This window comes from Streptomyces camponoticapitis, assembly GCF_014646115.1.
GTDB lineage: Bacteria > Actinomycetota > Actinomycetes > Streptomycetales > Streptomycetaceae > Streptomyces > Streptomyces camponoticapitis.
In genome coordinates this window covers 44,490-59,047 of record NZ_BMMV01000017.1, presented here as the reverse complement: position 1 = coordinate 59,047, position 14,558 = coordinate 44,490, and the positions used below count along the sequence as shown (strand labels likewise).

Genomic DNA, 14,558 nt, shown 5'->3' with positions numbered 1-14,558 from the left:
TCTACGGTCAGAAGACCGTCCGCAGTCTTTCCTCAGCGCCGTCTTCCTGCCTCTGACCTGCACCGATACGGCAAGGCGCGACTTCCGTCCGCTCCCTCCCGCCGGACTCCGCCTTGGGGTAGCGTCACGGCGCCGTGCGGAGCGCCACAAGGAGCAGGTCATTGCGCGAGTTCACAGTCCGACCCATGGCGTCTGCGCCCCATGCGGGCGGGCTGGCGGACGCCGTATTCGATCATGCGATGGACGATCCCGACCGGGTCGCGCTCGGCCGCAAGGACGCCGACGGCGTGTGGCACGACGTGACGTCGGCCCAGTTCCGCGACGAGGTGATGGCCCTGTCCAAGGGGCTGCTGGCGCACGGTGTCCGGTTCGGCGACCGGGTCGCGATCATGTGCCGTACCCGGTACGAGTGGACGGTCTTCGACTTCGCGCTCTGGTCGGTCGGCGCCCAGTCCGTGCCGGTCTATCCGACCTCCTCCGCCGAGCAGGTCTTCTGGATGCTGTACGACTCCGAGGTGTCGGCGTGCGTGGTCGAGCACGAGGACCACGCGATGACCGTCGGCTCGGTGATCGACCGTCTCCCCCGGCTCAAGAAGCTGTGGCAGCTGGACGCCGGCGCCGTCGACGAACTGACCCGCGCCGGCGCCGACATCGACGACGAGGTCGTCCACCGGCACTGCCGGGCGGTCACACCCGACTCCACGGCCACGGTCATCTACACCTCGGGCACCACCGGCCGCCCCAAGGGCTGTGTGATCACGCACGCGAACTTCATGTTCGAGACGGACACGATGATCGCCCGCTGGGAGCCGGTCTTCCACTCCAAGCGGGGCGACGAGGCGTCGACGCTCCTCTTCCTGCCGCTCGCGCACGTCTTCGGCCGGATGGTCGAGATCGCCGCGATCCGGGGGCGGGTGAAGCTGGGCCACCAGCCGGTGATGCGGGCGAACGAACTGCTCCCGGACCTGGCCGCGTTCCGGCCGTCCTTCATCCTGGCCGTGCCGTACATCTTCGAGAAGATCTTCCACGCCGCGCGCCGCAAGGCGGAACGCGAGGGCAGAACAGGCCCGTTCGACAAGGCCGTGGACGTCGCGGTGAAGTACGCGGAGGCGATGGAGCACAAGGCGTTCGGGCTCGGCCCCGGTCCTTCGGCGGGGCTGCGGATCCAGCACCAGTTCTTCGAGAAGGCCGTGTACTCCAAGGTGCGTGCCGCGATGGGCGGCCGGGTGCGGCACGCGATGTCGGGAGGTTCGGGGATGGACCGGCGGCTCGGCCTCTTCTTCGAGGGCGCCGGTGTCACCGTCTTCGAGGGCTACGGCCTGACGGAGTCCAGCGCGGCCGCCACCGCCAACCCGCCCGAGCGCACCCGGTACGGGACGGTCGGCCAGCCCATTCCCGGCACCACGGTGCACATCGCCAAGGACGGCGAGGTGTGGCTGCACGGCGGGCATGTCTTCAACGGCTATCTGAACGACCCGAAAGCCACCGAAGCCGTCCTGCGTGACGGCTGGCTCGCCACGGGTGACCTCGGGGCGCTCGACGAGGACGGATATCTGACCATCACCGGGCGGAAGAAGGAGATCCTGGTCACGTCCGGAGGAAAGAGCGTTTCCCCGGCGGCTCTTGAGGAGCGCGTACGGGCGCACGCCCTGGTCGCCCAGTGCATCGTGGTCGGCAACAACCGCCCGTACATCGCCGCGCTGGTCACCGTCGACCAGGAGGCGGTGGAGCACTGGCTGGCGATGCGGGGCAAGCCGCCGCTCGGACCGGTCGACCTGGTGCGCGACCCGGATCTGGAGCTGGAGATCCGGCGGGCGGTGGTGGCCGCCAACACGCTGGTGTCGCAGGCCGAGTCGATCCGTACGTTCCGGATCCTGGCCCATCCCTTCAGCGAGGAGCACGGACTGCTGACGCCGTCGCTCAAGCTCAAACGCAAGGCGATCGAGACGGCGTACACGGTCGAGGTGGACGCGCTCTACCGGTGACCCGGGGGGGAGCACGCGGGAATGCCCGCGCGGCCGCGTTGGTTGCGGCCCTGAGAAATCAACCGACGACGTAAGGATCGACCGCACGTGAGTAAGGTCCCCTCCCTCACCCTCAACAACGGCGTCGAAATGCCCCAATTGGGGTTCGGTGTCTGGCAGGTACCCGACGACGAGGCGACGCGGGCGGTGAGCACGGCCCTGGAGGCCGGCTACCGCAGCATCGACACGGCCGAGATCTACGGGAACGAAGAGGGCACAGGCAAGGCCATAGGTGCCTCCGGGATCCCCCGCGACGAACTCTTCGTCACCACCAAGCTGTGGAACGGCAAGAACGAGACATGGACGCGTGACGCTGTCCTGCGCGCGTTCGACCGCTCCCTCGAACGGCTCGCTCTCGACCACATCGACCTCTATCTGATCCACTGGCCGCGCGCCGTGCGTGACGACTTCCTCACCATCTGGCGCGCCTTCGAGGAGATCGCCGGGAGCGGCCGGGCGAGGGCCGTCGGCGTCTCCAACTTCCAGCCCGCGCACCTGCGGCGCCTGTTGGGCAGGACATCCCTCCCGCCGGCGGTCAACCAGGTGGAACTGCACCCGCAGCTCGCCCAGACCGAGGTGCGCGCGTTCAACGCCGAGCACGGCATCGTCACGGAGGCCTGGTCGCCGCTGGGCTCCGGCAAGGGGCTGCTGGAGGTCCCGACGGTGCTGGCGATCGCGCGGAAGCACGGCAGGACCGCCGCGCAGATCGTGCTGCGCTGGCACCTTCAGCTCGGCAACGTGGTGATACCGAAGTCCGTGACACCGTCGCGGATCAAGGAGAACTTCGAACCGTTCGGCTTCGAGCTGGACCCGGAGGACCTGGCGGCGCTCGCCGCGCTGGACTCCGGGACCCGGCTGGGCCCGGACCCGGACACCTACGACGCCTGAACACGCCGGTCCCCGGGCGCCGGACGGTTCGGACCGTCCGGCGCCGGGGGTCTCCCCCGCCGCCGCCGGGTGCGACGGCCGGCCACCGAGGAAGAGCGCGGGCGCGGCGGCGAAGAGCGGGGCACCCGGGGAACCGAAGGCCCTACTCCCGCTTTCCCGCCCGGTGTTCCTGCGGGCTGATGCCCCGTACCCGCTTGAACGCCGCGCTCAGCGCGAACGAGCCGCCGTAGCCGACCTGCCGGGCGATCGACTCGACCGTGGCGTCCGTCTCCCGCAACCGGTCGGCGGCCAACGACAGCCGCCAGTCGGCGAGATACGCCATCGGTGACTCGCCGACCAGCTCGGTGAAGCGGCGGGCGAGCGCCGCCCGGGAGACCCCGCACTCCGCGGCGAGCGACGCGACGGTCCACGGACGGGCCGGTTCGTTCTGCAGCAGCCGCAGCGCCTGGCCCACCACCGGATCGCCCATGGCCCGGTACCAGCCGGGCGCGGCGGCGTCGGGCCGGGAGAACCAGGTCCGCAGCACCGCGATCATCAGCAGGTCGAGCACCCGGTCGAGCACGACGCTCTGGCCGGGGTCGTCTCGTGAGATCTCGTCGTCCAGGAAGGGCAGCAGCGGGCAGTCCCAGGCGTCGGCGGGCAGACGCAGCACGTCGGGAAGCGCGTCGAGCAGCCGCCGGCTGACCTCGCCCGCCATCTGATAGGTGCCCACGAGCATGGTCGAGGGTCCGTCGAGCGCGTTGCCCCAGGTCCGTACGCCCAGCCTCATCGACTGGGCGAGCGGTTCGCCGCGCAGTGTGTGGCAGGTGCCGCCGGGGCCGATGAGGGCCTGCGGAGCACTGCCCGGGGCGTCGGTGACGGTGTACGGCTCCGGGCCCCGCACAATCGCGACGTCGCCCGGGAGCACGTGGACGGGTGGCAGGTCCGTGCCCCGGACGATCCAGGCCTCGCCGCGCGTGACGCACATCAGACACAGCGGCGCCCGGTCCTCGATCCGGACGGACCACGGCGGTTCCATCACCATGCGGAGCAGGAAGGCCCCTCGGGCCCGGGGTCCGTCGAGAAGTCCGGCGAGCGCGTCCATACCGCCCAGATTAGAGGCGCGTACGCCCCCTGGGTACGGGCGTCCCGGCGCCCACGCGCAGCGGCCGTCGCCGGCTCAGAGCGCGCCGTGCGTGGGCGCGATCTCCTCGACGCGTGCGGCCAGATCGAAGTCACGCTCGGTGATCCCGCCCACGTCGTGCGAGTTCACCGCGACGTCGACGGTGTTGTAACCGAGGGTGAGATCGGAGTGGTGGTTGAGCTCCTGCTGGATCCGCGCGACGTGCACGACCATCGCCGTCGCGGCGAAGTGGTCGGTGAGCCGGTAGTTCCGGGTGATCTTCCCGTCCTCCAGGGACCACTCCGGCAGCGCCGCCAGCCGGTCGTCGATCTCCTGCGACGACAGTGCTTCCTTCGCCATGAGGTCACTCCTTACGGGGCCCGCCGGGGACCCTGGCCAGTTCGGGGGACGCGGTGTCGAGCGGAACGTTGTAGGAGCGTACGAGGCCGAGCTGGACGGACTGCCGCGGCAGCACCGCGTCGAGCGCCCAGTCCGCCGCGACGCGCACCCGGTTCCCCGGCATGGCCGCCAGGTGATAACCGCGGGTGACCGCCCCGGCCACCGGTCCGGAGAGGTGCACCCCCAGGGGGTTGGCAGCCGCCTTGACCCCGCCGAGGTCGACGACGAAACCGAGATCGTGGTGCAGGTACGACTGCTGCTCCCCGTGGCCGAGGGACGCGGCCACGTTGCGGCCGGCCACCTTGCCCTGGCGGGTCGCGTGCTGCGCGGTCATGGGTGTGTACTCCCCGGGCCTGGTCAGATCGGGTACGGCGGCGGCGTCACCGCACGCGAAGACCTCGGGGTGGCCGGGCACGTTGAGCCGGGGGTCGACGACCAGCCGGCCGCGTTCGACGGGCAGGCCGACATCGGCGACCAGCGGGTCCGGCCGTACGCCGACGCACCAGACGAGGGTCCGGGTCTCGATGAACTCCCCGTCGTCCAGATGGACGCCCTCCGAGGTGGCTTCCGTGACGGACGTGCCGGTGCGGACGTCGACGCCGCGCCGGCGCAGGACGCGGTCGGCGGTGGCGGAGAGTCTTTCGTCCAGCTCGGGCAGGACCCTGGGCGCGATGTCGAGGAGGAGCCAGCGCGGGGCCGGCCTCCGTTTCCGGCCGGGCTGCTTGCGGGTCAGGTCGTCGGTGAAGAGCTTGCCCTGGGCGGCGACCTCGGTGCCGGTGTAGCCGGCGCCGACGACCACGAAGGTGGTGCGCGCCGGGTTTTCGGGGCTGTCCCCGGCGGCGGCGAGTTCGATCTGGCGGGTGACGTGGTCGCGCAGGTAGAGGGCTTCGGGCAGGCCCCGGAAACCGTGCGCGTACTCGGCGACGCCCGGGATGGGCAGCAGTTTGTTGACGCTGCCGACGGCGAGTACGAGCCGGTCGTACGTCAGCTCGCCGGTCTCGCCCTCGGGGCCCCTGTACCGCACGGACCGTTTCTCCAGGTCGACGTGGTCCGCCTCCCCGAGTACGAGGCGTACCCGGGGCAGCGCGCCGGGCAACGAGACGGTCACCCGGCGTGGCTCCAGGATTCCGGCGGCCACCTGGGGCAGCAGCGGCAGGTAGAGGAAGTAGTCGGTCGGATTGAGGAGGACGACTTCGGCCTCGTCCCGTACGCGTCGGCAGAGCGTACGGGCGGCCTCGAAGCCGGCGAATCCGGCTCCGACGACGACAATGCGGGAACGGCTCACGTTCGACTCCGGACTGCGGCCTGTCGGGCCCCGCGGACGCCCCGCCGTGCGCCCGGCCGGGGCCGGGGCGGACGACGGTCACCCTGCTTCCGGGCCCTCATGCCACTGATTGCCCTGATTAAGCTGTATTTCCCCCTCCCCCATTATCCTCGCGTCCGCCGGTACTGCGACATGATCTCGGCGGGCGTGAGCGCCCGGTCGAAGAACATCAGGTCATCCATCCGGCAGTCGCAGGGATTGCCCTCCTGGGTGTTCTGCGGATAGCTGCCGCCGATCTTGATGCCGCGCGGATCGGTCGGCGACGCGGCGTCGGGCTCCGGCGCCCCGTCCACCGCCCAGGGGTCGCCGGGTACGACGTAGCGGCCCGGCAGCGGGCGGCCGTCGCGGTACAGCGCCATCGTGCCGGCGTCGAAGTCGAAGGTGGCGGCGAGGGACACCCAGGTGCCCGGAGGCAGGATCCGCCGCCAGTCGGCGTCGGCGGCGAACGTCTGCGAACTCCCGTTGTCCACCCGCCGACCGAGGGCGACGACCTTCATCTCCCCGTCGACGGTGATGAGTTCGAGCAGGGCGCGCACGTCGTGGCCCTGCGAGGTGCCCGAGAGGATCCCGGCGAGGCCGATCGCGTTGTAACGGTCGTCCGGGTCGGGGGTGCCCGGGTTCGGTGCGGGATTCTCGCCGGTCATCCTGAACCAGCCCATCACGGTGGCCTGCCGCGCGCCGTTGAAGGCGCCCAGGGTCGGCACCCCCTGCGGGCCGTACACGCCGGCCTTCCAGTCGTCGTTGCCCGTGGTCGTGGGCGAGACCTGGCGTGTACGCAGGACCTTGCCGCGCCGCTCGTCGTCCCCGACCCGTGACCCGGCGCCGCCGTTGACGAGTTCGAGCGTGGTGCCGGAGCGGCCCCGGTCCCGCTCGCGGGCCGGGTCACCGGGGACGGGGTGCTCGAAGTCGTACGCGGCGACGGGACGCGGCACGCGCGAGGCGGCGCCGGCGGTCCCGGCCACCGGCTCACCCGCCACGGGCTCAAGGGCCACCGGATCACCCGCCGGTGCGAAGGCCGTCACCAGCAGTGTCGTGACCAGAGCGAGCGTCAGAGCGAGCCTGCGCCCCGGGAAGTCAGCGCGCATCGGTCACCTTCCAGATCTTGCCGTTGGCCTTCGCCAGCACGTACAGCTCACCGGCGCTGTCCGTACCGAACCGCAGGTCGACCCGGTCGTCCCCGGCCAGCTCCGCCATCGAGGTCGTCGCGCCGGCCGCGTCCAGGACCTGGAACTGATGGACCTCGGCGAGCGGCCCGCCGCGGCGCATGTCCGCCACGTCGGAGTAGAAGATCCGGCCCCCGACGCCTTCGCCGTAGACGTACTTGCCCCGCAGCCCGGGGATCTCGGTGCCCCGGTAGACGAACCCGCCGATCAGCGCGTTGCCGCTGTCGGCGCACGGTGTGTCCGGCGGCGGTACGTGGTCGAAGGCCGCGACCGGATAGGTGTAGCCGTACTGCTCGTCGTTGTCCGGGAGTTGGTAGACACCGCAGGTCGGGTTCCCCTCCTTGCGGTACTCGAAGGGTCCCTCCCGGTCGCTCCAGCCCAGATTGTCACCGGCCCTGACGTCGTACACGGACTCGATGCGGTGCTCCCCGATGCTCCCCACGAACATCTGCCCGCTGCCGCCGGAGTCCCAGCTGAACCGGTGCGGATCGCGGAAGCCGTACGCGTAGATCTCGCCGAGCACGTACTGCCGGTGGACGAAGGGGTTGGACGGGGGGATGCCGTACTTGCCGCCGGGGCCGTTGTCGCCGGCCGGGTCGATGCGCAGGATCTTGCCCTGCGGGACGTACAGATCCTGCGGCACCGAACTGCGCCAGCCGGCTCCGCCGTCCCCGGCGGCGATGTAGAGGAGCCCGTAATCCTCGTCGCCGGGGCGGGCGTTGGGGTTGAAGTTTATCTCCTGGATGTCGTGGATCGTGCCCTGGAAGCCGAGCCGCATCACCTCACGGCGCGAGCCCGCGAAGGCCGTGGCGGCCGGGTCGTCGGCGGTCCACTCGGTGACCACGCTGTGGACGACCGTGACTCCGCCGGACGGCAGGTCCGGGCGTTTGCGCAACGCGTCCCTGGCCTCGGTGTGGACGGTGTAGAACTTGCCGTTGGCGGCGAACTCCGGGTGGAACGCGACGAATCCGAAGCCGCTGCCGAGCCCCTGGTGGGACCAGAAGTCGGGGCCGGCCTCGGCGCCGACGTCCAGGTACTCGGTGGGTGTGCCCGCGCTGTCCAGCAGATACAGCTTGCCGTTGAGATCGGGGACGTACAACCGGCCCGTCCCGTCGGGGACTTCACCGACGAAGTTGATCCGGGCCCAGCGCTTGAGCCGGTCGTCGGTCGGCGGCGGCACCGGCTCCGACTTGGGCAGCGTCGAGAACTCGTCAAGAACCAGGCCAATTTCGGAGAGTGTCGGATCGGGCAGCGGGTCGGCGATCGGCCCGTCCTCACGCGCCGCGGCGGGCGGCACGAGAAGCGCCATGAGCAGCACCCCCGCCGCAACGGCCAGTCGTCTTCTCCCTGTTGTTCCGGGCTTGGGCATCCCGCTCACCTCATCGGCTCGGACGGTACGGCTCGGACAGACGGCGCCACCGCACAGAAAGCGCTTCCAGCGAACCATCCGCGCCAAGTTACAAACGTGGCAAGGGCGCGGCAAGGGGGCCGGAGCGAGCAAAGTGGCGCGCGCACCGATTTCGGGCACAACAGCCCCATGAGACGGTCAAGTCCATAGGGGCGCGTGGGGAGTGGGTCCTGAATGGCGATACTGTGCGCCCGCGCCGTCATCCGGCGGCGAAGTGAACGCGGAGGATTCAGTGACTGTATTCAACAGATCGTGGCGACGCCCCGGGGCGCTCGTGACGGTCGCGGCGGCGGGTGCGCTCGGCGTCGGCCTCTTCGCCGCTCCGGCGGTGGCGCACACCCCGGCCTGGGCCGTGACCTGCTCGGAGGTGAGCGTCGATCTCGTCAACTACACCGCCGACGCCGAGAACACGGTGACCCTGAGTGTCGACGGCAAGGAACTGCTGGCCACCGAGAAGTTCGGTGGGGAGTTCCACAAGAAGATCGAACTGCCGAAGCACGACAAGGAGCTCACGCTCCACCTCGTGGTGAAGGACGGTTCGGGCAACGACGGTTCGCTCGACGACACGAAGACCGCTCCGGTCTGCGAGGGCACCGAGCCCGAGCCCACGCCGTCGACGACTCCGCCGTCGGACGAGCCCGAGCCCACGCCGACCGAGGCCAAGCCCGAGCCGAGCAAGACGACCGCCGCGGCGGCCGTTCCCTCCTCGCAGCCGAGCCCCGCCGGTGACGACCTCGCCGAGACGGGTTCCTCCAGCACCACGCCGCTGATCGCGGGCGCCGCCGCCGTCATACTCGTGGCCGGTGCTGGCATCACGTGGGCCGCGCGCAAGCGCCGCGCCGTGGGGAACTGACCCCTCGCGCGACCACCGCTGACGACTGCTGACGGACGGCGGACCCGACCGCCGACGGACGCAGAACCGCCGTCGGCCGGAAGGCACTTGAGTGCCTTCCGGCCGGCGGCGGTGCCGTTTCCCAGTCCCGCCGGTCTCCTCGGGTGCCGTTCCTCCCGGTCCGGCCGCGCCCCTGTCAGGACTTGGCGCCGCCCGGCAGCCGCTCCAGCAAGGCGCGCAGATCGTCCGCGTGCTCCTCCTCCTGCGCGAGCAGATCCTCGAAGACCCGGCGCGTGGTGGGGTCGCCCGCCCCCAGCCACTGGGCGATCTCCGTGTACGACGTGATGGCCACCCGCTCGGCGACCAGGTCCTCCTTGATCATCTCGATCAGGTCCAGGCTCTCGTCGTACTCCGCGTGCGAGCGGCCGGTGAGGGTGTCGGGGTTGAAGTCGGGCTCACCTCCGAGCTGCACGATCCGCTCGGCCACCTTGTCCGGTGCGCCTGCTCGTCCCCCGCGTGTTCCAGGAATTCGGCGGCGACCGGCTCCGCGTAGAGCCCGGTCGCCGTGTAGTACTGCCTCTTGTAGCGCAGCGTGCAGACGATCTCGGTGGCCAGCGCCTCGTTCAGCACCTGGATGACCCGCCCGATGTCCGCCCCGTAGGCGTCCGTCACCGGGCCCTTGTCGATCTCCTGGCGGGCGCGGTCGCGAATCTTCTTGATGTCGGTGAGGAATTCGGCCATGACCGGTTCACATCCTTTCCTTGCGGCTGCTGTCCCGACGACGGTTGCGCAGAATTCCCTGACCCCGCGGACCGCGGCCGCCGCGCGGGCCTCTGCCGAGATACGACTCCGCCGCGCGGATCGCCTCGTGGGCGGTGCGATGCCCCATCAGCACGCACAGGGTGTAGGCGACGTCGTCCAGCCGCCGCCGTCGCACCGGGTTGTGCGGCTCTTGCAGGACCAGCTGCTCCCAGGTCCGGTAGCGGCGCAGCAGCTGGGCGAGCCCGGCCTTGTCCGGCAGAAGCATGCTCTTCTCCCGATTCCCGAAGCCGGCCCGGCTGGACCTGCTTGTTCGGCGACGTCTCGGCCCGCGGGACGGCGGTACTCCGCCGTCCCGCGGGCCTTGCCCATCATGGTGCGCCGATCACCCGTTGTCCGCAAACGGACACGTTCCGTGGCGGTCGTCAGCTGTCGAAAACGTCCAGGAAGGCCGAGTTGAAAGCCTTGAGATCGTCGGGCCTGCGGCTGGTGACGAGGGTGTTCGGCCCGTCGGTGCAGATCTGGACCTGCCGGTCGACCCAGGTGCCGCCCGCGTTGCGGATGTCGGTACGCAGGCTCGGCCAGGACGTCAGCGTCCTGCCGCGTACGACATCGGCCTCCACCAGCGTCCACGGGGCGTGGCAGATCGCCGCCACCGGCTTCCCGGCGTCGAAGAAGCCCTTCGCGAACGCGACGGCCGCCTTGTCCAGTCGCAGGGCGTCGGGATTGGCCACCCCGCCGGGTAGGATCAGGCCGTCGAAACCGTCCACCGAGCTGTCGGCGACAGTGGCGTCCACTGGGAAGGTATCGGCCTTGTCGAGGTGGTCGAACGCCTGCACCGTGCCCGGCTTCGGCGAGATCAGCACGGGTTCACCGCCCGCGTCGAGCACCGCCTGCCACGGCTCGGTCAACTCGACCTGTTCGATGCCTTCGGCCGCCATCAGAAACGCCGCGCGCATGCTTGTCACGTCCTCTCGGGTGCGCTCACCCGCTTCGGGTGAGCGCTCGTTCCGGTTACTTGCCCACTCGCTCGCGATACCGCCTCAGCGCACCATCGCCGTCCCCGTCAGGAGCTTCACGGCGGCGGCGATCGAATCGGCGTCGATCCCGGCGGCGCGCAGCTGCTCGGCGGGGGTCGCGGAGCCCGCCATCTCCCGTACACCGAGCCGCACGAGGCGGGGCGCGGGCCGGCCGTCGGAGAAGACCTCGGCGACGGCGTCGCCGAGACCACCCTGCGGGTGGTGGTCCTCCACCGTGATCAGACAGCCGGTGTCGGCCGCGGCGGCCTGGAGGGTGACCTCGTCGGCCGGCTTGATCGAGTACATGTCGATGACCCGCACGGTGATGCCTTCCTCGGCGAGCAGATCGGCCGCCTTCAGACACTCGTGGACGGTGATCCCGGAGCCGACGAGCGTCATCCGGTCGTCGATGGTGTGCCGGATCGCCTTGCTGCCGCCGACCGGGAACTGCTCGTCGGGGCCGTAGATCACCGGTGTCTTGCCGCGCAGGGTGCGCAGATAGCTGATGCCCTCCAGCTCGGCCATCGCGGCGACGAGCCGGGTGGTCTGGTTCGCGTCGCACGGCTGGAGCACCGTACTGCCGTGCAGGGCACGGAACATGGCGAGGTCTTCGAGTCCCATCTGGGACGGCCCGTCCTGGCCGATGGAGACACCGGAGTGCGAGCCGACGACGCTGATCGACGCCCTGCCGATCGTGGCCATCCGCAGGAAGTCGTGCGCCCTCGTGAGGAAGGCCGCGAAGGTCGAGACGTACGGGATCTGCCCGCAGGCCTGCATGCCGACGGCGGCGGCCACCAGCTGCTGCTCGGCGATGTAGCACTCGAAGTAACGCTCGGGGTGCTCCTTCGAGAAGAACTCGGTACGGGTCGAGTCGCCGACCTCCCCGTCGAGCGCCACGATGTCGCCGCGCGCGAAGCCGAGTGCCGTCAGGGCCTGCCCGTACGCGTCACGGGTGGCGATCTGGTCGCCCTCGTCGAAGCGCGGCAGGTTCAGATGCCCGACGCCGGGGTGGGCGTCGGTGGCGGTGGTCGTGGGCTTGCGGACCTCGACCCGCATGGACCTCCGGCCGCCGAGCTCCTCGATGGCGCCCGCCGCGTCGGGGAGGGGCTTGCCGTGCATGCCCTCGCGGTCCTCGACGGAGGCGACGCCCCGGCCCTTCATGGTGGCGGCGATGATCGCCGTCGGCTCCCCGAGGGTCGAGCGCGCCTCGTCGTAGGCCGCCTCGATCGCGTCGATGTCATGGCCGTCGACCTCGATGGTGTGCCAGCCGAAGGCGTGCAGTCTGCGGCTGTACGCGGCGAGGTCGTGCTCGTGCCGGGTGGGGCCGCGCTGGCCGAGCCGGTTCACGTCGAGGATCAGCGTCAGTGAGTCGAGATGTTCGTGCCCGGCGTGTTCGGCGGCCTCCCAGATCGATCCCTCGGCCATCTCGCTGTCGCCGCAGAGCACCCAGACGCGGTAGGGGACCTTGCCGAGCCGCTGCCCGGCGAGCGCCATCCCGACGCCCAGGGGCAGGCCCTGCCCGAGCGAGCCGGTCGCCACGTCCACCCAGGGCAGCCGCGGCGTGGGGTGGCCTTCGAGCCTGCTGCCCTCCCGGCGGTAGGTGTGGAACTCCGCCTCGTCGATGGCGCCGGCCGCGAGGAACATCGAGTACAGCAGCGGCGACGCGTGGCCCTTGGAGAAGATCAGCCGGTCGTTCCCCGGGTGGTCGGGCCGGTCGAAGTCGTACGTCAGATGATTGGCCAGCAGGACGGCGCCGAGATCGGCGGCGGACATCGACGAGGTGGGATGTCCGGACCCCGCCATGTCGGCCGCGCGGACCGAGTCGACCCTGAGCTGCTGCCCCAGTTCTGTCAGAAGTTCGCTACGCATGTCACTCCTCACCGGATGCGACCGGATGCGGCGGCCGGACGGGCGGACGGTGGACTTTCCGGGTGCCCGAGGGCGACGACAAGCAAACGACAGCCGCGCCCGTTCTGCCCCCTACCCACCAGATTGCCCCACTTGAGGGGAGCCCGCAGAACACGGGCCCGGCGGCGCGGGCGTCCTCCGGCCCCGGCTACCGTCCGCGTATGACATCTCGTGCGTCGGGGACCGGGGTCGGGCCGCTGCTCAAGAGCTGGCGTGAACAGCGGCGGATCAGTCAGCTGGAGCTGGCCCTGCGCGCCGACTCGTCCGCCCGCCACATCAGCTTCGTGGAGACGGGCAGGTCCCGGCCGAGCGAGGAGATGGTCCTGCGGCTCTCGGAGCATCTGGACGTACCCGTGCGCGAGCGCAACGCCCTGCTGCTGGCTGCCGGTTACGCGCCCCGCTTCACCGAGACCGCGATGGACGACCCGTCGATGGCGGTGGTGCGGGAGGCGCTGGAGCGGCTGCTGCGGGGGTACGAGCCGTATCCGGCGCTCGTCGTCGACGGGACGTACACGCTGGTGGCGGCCAACCGGGGCCTCGCCCTGATCATGGAAGGCGTGCCCGAGCATCTGCTGGCGCCGCCGGCGAACGCGATGAGGGTCGTCCTGCATCCGGAAGGGGCGGCGGGGCGCATCCGCAATTACCGGCAGTGGCGCGCGCATCTGCTGGACCAGATGGAGCGGCAGATCGCGCTCGACCGCTCCGACGCGCTGCGGGCGCTGTACGAGGAGGTCGCCGCGTATCCGCCGCCGGAGGGGGCCGACGAGTCGGACGGGGACGAGGGCGGGGCCGGGGGCGGGGCCGGGGGCGGGGAGGCCGGTGACGCGGCGGCGTTCGCGCTCGGGAACTTCGCGCTGCCGCTGCGGATCGAGCACGGCGGCCAGGTGCTGACCTTCCTTTCGTCCATCTCGACGTTCAACACACCGATGGATGTGACGGTGGCCGAGCTGGCGATCGAGACGTTCCTGCCGGCCGATCCGGCGACGGCGAAGTATCTGATGTCGGCGCTGGGCTGAGGACGGACCGGTCCGCCGGGCGGACCCGGTGGACCGGTCCGGTCACGTCAGGCCGGGAGTTCAGGACCTGTCGCGGGCGTCCCCGCGGGGCTCGGACGGCCGGGCCGGCGGGGGTGCCGGTGCGGTGGAGGAGGTCGTCGGGGCCTTGGCCTCGTGCTCGCTGGAGCGCGCCGCCTCGGCGCGCAGCAGGGCGTTGAGTACGGCGAACGGGTCGATGGGCATGGCTGTGTCCTCGCGGTGCGATGGGGGTTGACCGGCTGATGAGGTCGACGGGGTCGACAGGCACACGGACGTGCCGGACCTCTCAGCAGCGCAGCACCACACAGCGGGCGGCCGGCGGCGCGGCCGGTCCCTTCCTCGACGGGGGGAAAGCTCCTCCGTACGGAGGGCGGGGCGCCGCACGGCGGCCGGTCCTGCGGCCCGGGCCCGCGCCGCGTCCGGCCCTGGCCGACGCGGACTGGGCGGCCATCGCGGTGTCGTGATGGCCCTCCCCCAGGGGCTCGGGCACGGTCGACACGGCCGGGCGGGGTTCCGCTCCGCGCGCGGCCGACGCGCAGGGGTCGAGCGACATCCCCAGGAGGGTGCAGAGCACCAGCAGCGTGACCAGACGCACGGTCGTCCGTCCCGTCGCTACGGGACGGGCGCTGTGCGGTTCCGGGGCGCTGTTCACTCGGCACGACCTCCTGATCGTGCATCCTCTGCCCGTGGACGCCGCG

The 14,558-nt window shown here is 71.0% G+C and carries 14 protein-coding genes and 1 pseudogene; 4 read left to right on the top strand and 11 right to left on the bottom strand.

Annotated features, from left to right (window positions below; translation table 11 throughout):
* The first annotated feature begins 185 nt into the window (after positions 1-185).
* Complete coding sequence (locus IEY79_RS24085; protein ID WP_189109669.1) at positions 186-1,985, top strand: AMP-dependent synthetase/ligase; 1,800 nt, start codon at positions 186-188, stop codon at positions 1,983-1,985.
* 87 nt (positions 1,986-2,072) lie between these two features.
* The gene (locus IEY79_RS24080) at positions 2,073-2,912 is read left to right on the top strand and encodes an aldo/keto reductase (RefSeq protein ID WP_308426686.1); all 840 of its coding nucleotides are present in this window, start codon (positions 2,073-2,075) and stop codon (positions 2,910-2,912) included.
* Between the two features lie 142 nt (positions 2,913-3,054).
* On the opposite strand, the gene IEY79_RS24075 is transcribed toward IEY79_RS24080, so the two are convergent.
* The 5 genes from IEY79_RS24075 to IEY79_RS24055 form a co-directional block, all read right to left on the bottom strand.
* Complete coding sequence (locus tag IEY79_RS24075; RefSeq protein ID WP_189109668.1) at positions 3,055-3,996, bottom strand: AraC family transcriptional regulator; 942 nt, start codon at positions 3,994-3,996, stop codon at positions 3,055-3,057.
* A 75-nt stretch (positions 3,997-4,071) separates the two neighbouring features.
* Positions 4,072-4,374: a 4a-hydroxytetrahydrobiopterin dehydratase gene (locus tag IEY79_RS24070; protein WP_189109667.1), complete on the bottom strand. Its 303-nt coding sequence runs from the start codon at positions 4,372-4,374 to the stop codon at positions 4,072-4,074.
* A gap of 4 nt (positions 4,375-4,378) precedes the next feature.
* Complete coding sequence (locus IEY79_RS24065) at positions 4,379-5,698, bottom strand: NAD(P)/FAD-dependent oxidoreductase (protein WP_189109666.1); 1,320 nt, start codon at positions 5,696-5,698, stop codon at positions 4,379-4,381.
* 143 nt (positions 5,699-5,841) lie between these two features.
* Positions 5,842-6,822, bottom strand: a complete 981-nt coding sequence (locus IEY79_RS24060) for a LamG-like jellyroll fold domain-containing protein (RefSeq protein ID WP_189109665.1) — start codon at positions 6,820-6,822, stop codon at positions 5,842-5,844.
* Entirely contained in the window at positions 6,812-8,269 is a 1,458-nt protein-coding gene (locus IEY79_RS24055) for a PQQ-dependent sugar dehydrogenase (RefSeq protein WP_189109664.1), read from the bottom strand. The genes IEY79_RS24060 and IEY79_RS24055 overlap by 11 nt, the downstream gene beginning before the upstream one ends.
* 271 nt (positions 8,270-8,540) lie before the next feature.
* On the opposite strand from IEY79_RS24055, the gene IEY79_RS24050 reads away from it, so the two are divergent.
* Positions 8,541-9,161, top strand: a complete 621-nt coding sequence (locus IEY79_RS24050) for an LAETG motif-containing sortase-dependent surface protein (protein ID WP_189109663.1) — start codon at positions 8,541-8,543, stop codon at positions 9,159-9,161.
* Positions 9,162-9,336: 175 nt separating this feature from the next.
* Here IEY79_RS24050 and IEY79_RS24045 read toward each other — a convergent pair.
* The 4 genes and pseudogenes from IEY79_RS24045 to IEY79_RS24030 form a co-directional block, all read right to left on the bottom strand.
* Positions 9,337-9,881: pseudogene (locus tag IEY79_RS24045) on the bottom strand (ferritin-like domain-containing protein).
* Between the two features lie 7 nt (positions 9,882-9,888).
* Complete coding sequence (locus tag IEY79_RS24040; protein ID WP_189109662.1) at positions 9,889-10,167, bottom strand: DUF5133 domain-containing protein; 279 nt, start codon at positions 10,165-10,167, stop codon at positions 9,889-9,891.
* A 157-nt stretch (positions 10,168-10,324) separates the two neighbouring features.
* Complete coding sequence (locus tag IEY79_RS24035) at positions 10,325-10,858, bottom strand: type 1 glutamine amidotransferase domain-containing protein (RefSeq protein ID WP_189109661.1); 534 nt, start codon at positions 10,856-10,858, stop codon at positions 10,325-10,327.
* Positions 10,859-10,942: 84 nt separating this feature from the next.
* The gene (locus IEY79_RS24030) at positions 10,943-12,787 is read right to left on the bottom strand and encodes a transketolase (protein ID WP_189109660.1); all 1,845 of its coding nucleotides are present in this window, start codon (positions 12,785-12,787) and stop codon (positions 10,943-10,945) included.
* Between the two features lie 200 nt (positions 12,788-12,987).
* Here IEY79_RS24030 and IEY79_RS24025 point away from each other — a divergent pair, with 200 nt between their 5' ends.
* Positions 12,988-13,842: a helix-turn-helix domain-containing protein gene (locus IEY79_RS24025; RefSeq protein WP_189109659.1), complete on the top strand. Its 855-nt coding sequence runs from the start codon at positions 12,988-12,990 to the stop codon at positions 13,840-13,842.
* Positions 13,843-13,902: 60 nt separating this feature from the next.
* Here IEY79_RS24025 and IEY79_RS24020 read toward each other — a convergent pair whose 3' ends face one another.
* Both IEY79_RS24020 and IEY79_RS24015 read right to left on the bottom strand, forming a co-directional pair.
* Entirely contained in the window at positions 13,903-14,064 is a 162-nt protein-coding gene (locus IEY79_RS24020) for a hypothetical protein (protein ID WP_189109658.1), read from the bottom strand.
* A gap of 82 nt (positions 14,065-14,146) precedes the next feature.
* On the bottom strand, positions 14,147-14,512 hold the full coding sequence (locus IEY79_RS24015) for a hypothetical protein (RefSeq protein ID WP_189109657.1): 366 nt from the start codon (positions 14,510-14,512) through the stop codon (positions 14,147-14,149).
* Positions 14,513-14,558: the final 46 nt, after the last annotated feature.

Coding starts and splice junctions, on each gene's coding strand:
- IEY79_RS24025 (WP_189109659.1), top strand. CDS start 12,988: ATGACATCTCGTGCGTCGGGGACCGGGGTCGGGCCGCTGCTCAAGAGC.
- IEY79_RS24060 (WP_189109665.1), bottom strand. CDS start 6,822: ATGCGCGCTGACTTCCCGGGGCGCAGGCTCGCTCTGACGCTCGCTCTG.
- IEY79_RS24020 (WP_189109658.1), bottom strand. CDS start 14,064: ATGCCCATCGACCCGTTCGCCGTACTCAACGCCCTGCTGCGCGCCGAG.
- IEY79_RS24085 (WP_189109669.1), top strand. CDS start 186: ATGGCGTCTGCGCCCCATGCGGGCGGGCTGGCGGACGCCGTATTCGAT.
- IEY79_RS24030 (WP_189109660.1), bottom strand. CDS start 12,787: ATGCGTAGCGAACTTCTGACAGAACTGGGGCAGCAGCTCAGGGTCGAC.
- IEY79_RS24040 (WP_189109662.1), bottom strand. CDS start 10,167: ATGCTTCTGCCGGACAAGGCCGGGCTCGCCCAGCTGCTGCGCCGCTAC.
- IEY79_RS24075 (WP_189109668.1), bottom strand. CDS start 3,996: ATGGACGCGCTCGCCGGACTTCTCGACGGACCCCGGGCCCGAGGGGCC.
- IEY79_RS24035 (WP_189109661.1), bottom strand. CDS start 10,858: ATGCGCGCGGCGTTTCTGATGGCGGCCGAAGGCATCGAACAGGTCGAG.
- IEY79_RS24055 (WP_189109664.1), bottom strand. CDS start 8,269: ATGCCCAAGCCCGGAACAACAGGGAGAAGACGACTGGCCGTTGCGGCG.
- IEY79_RS24070 (WP_189109667.1), bottom strand. CDS start 4,374: ATGGCGAAGGAAGCACTGTCGTCGCAGGAGATCGACGACCGGCTGGCG.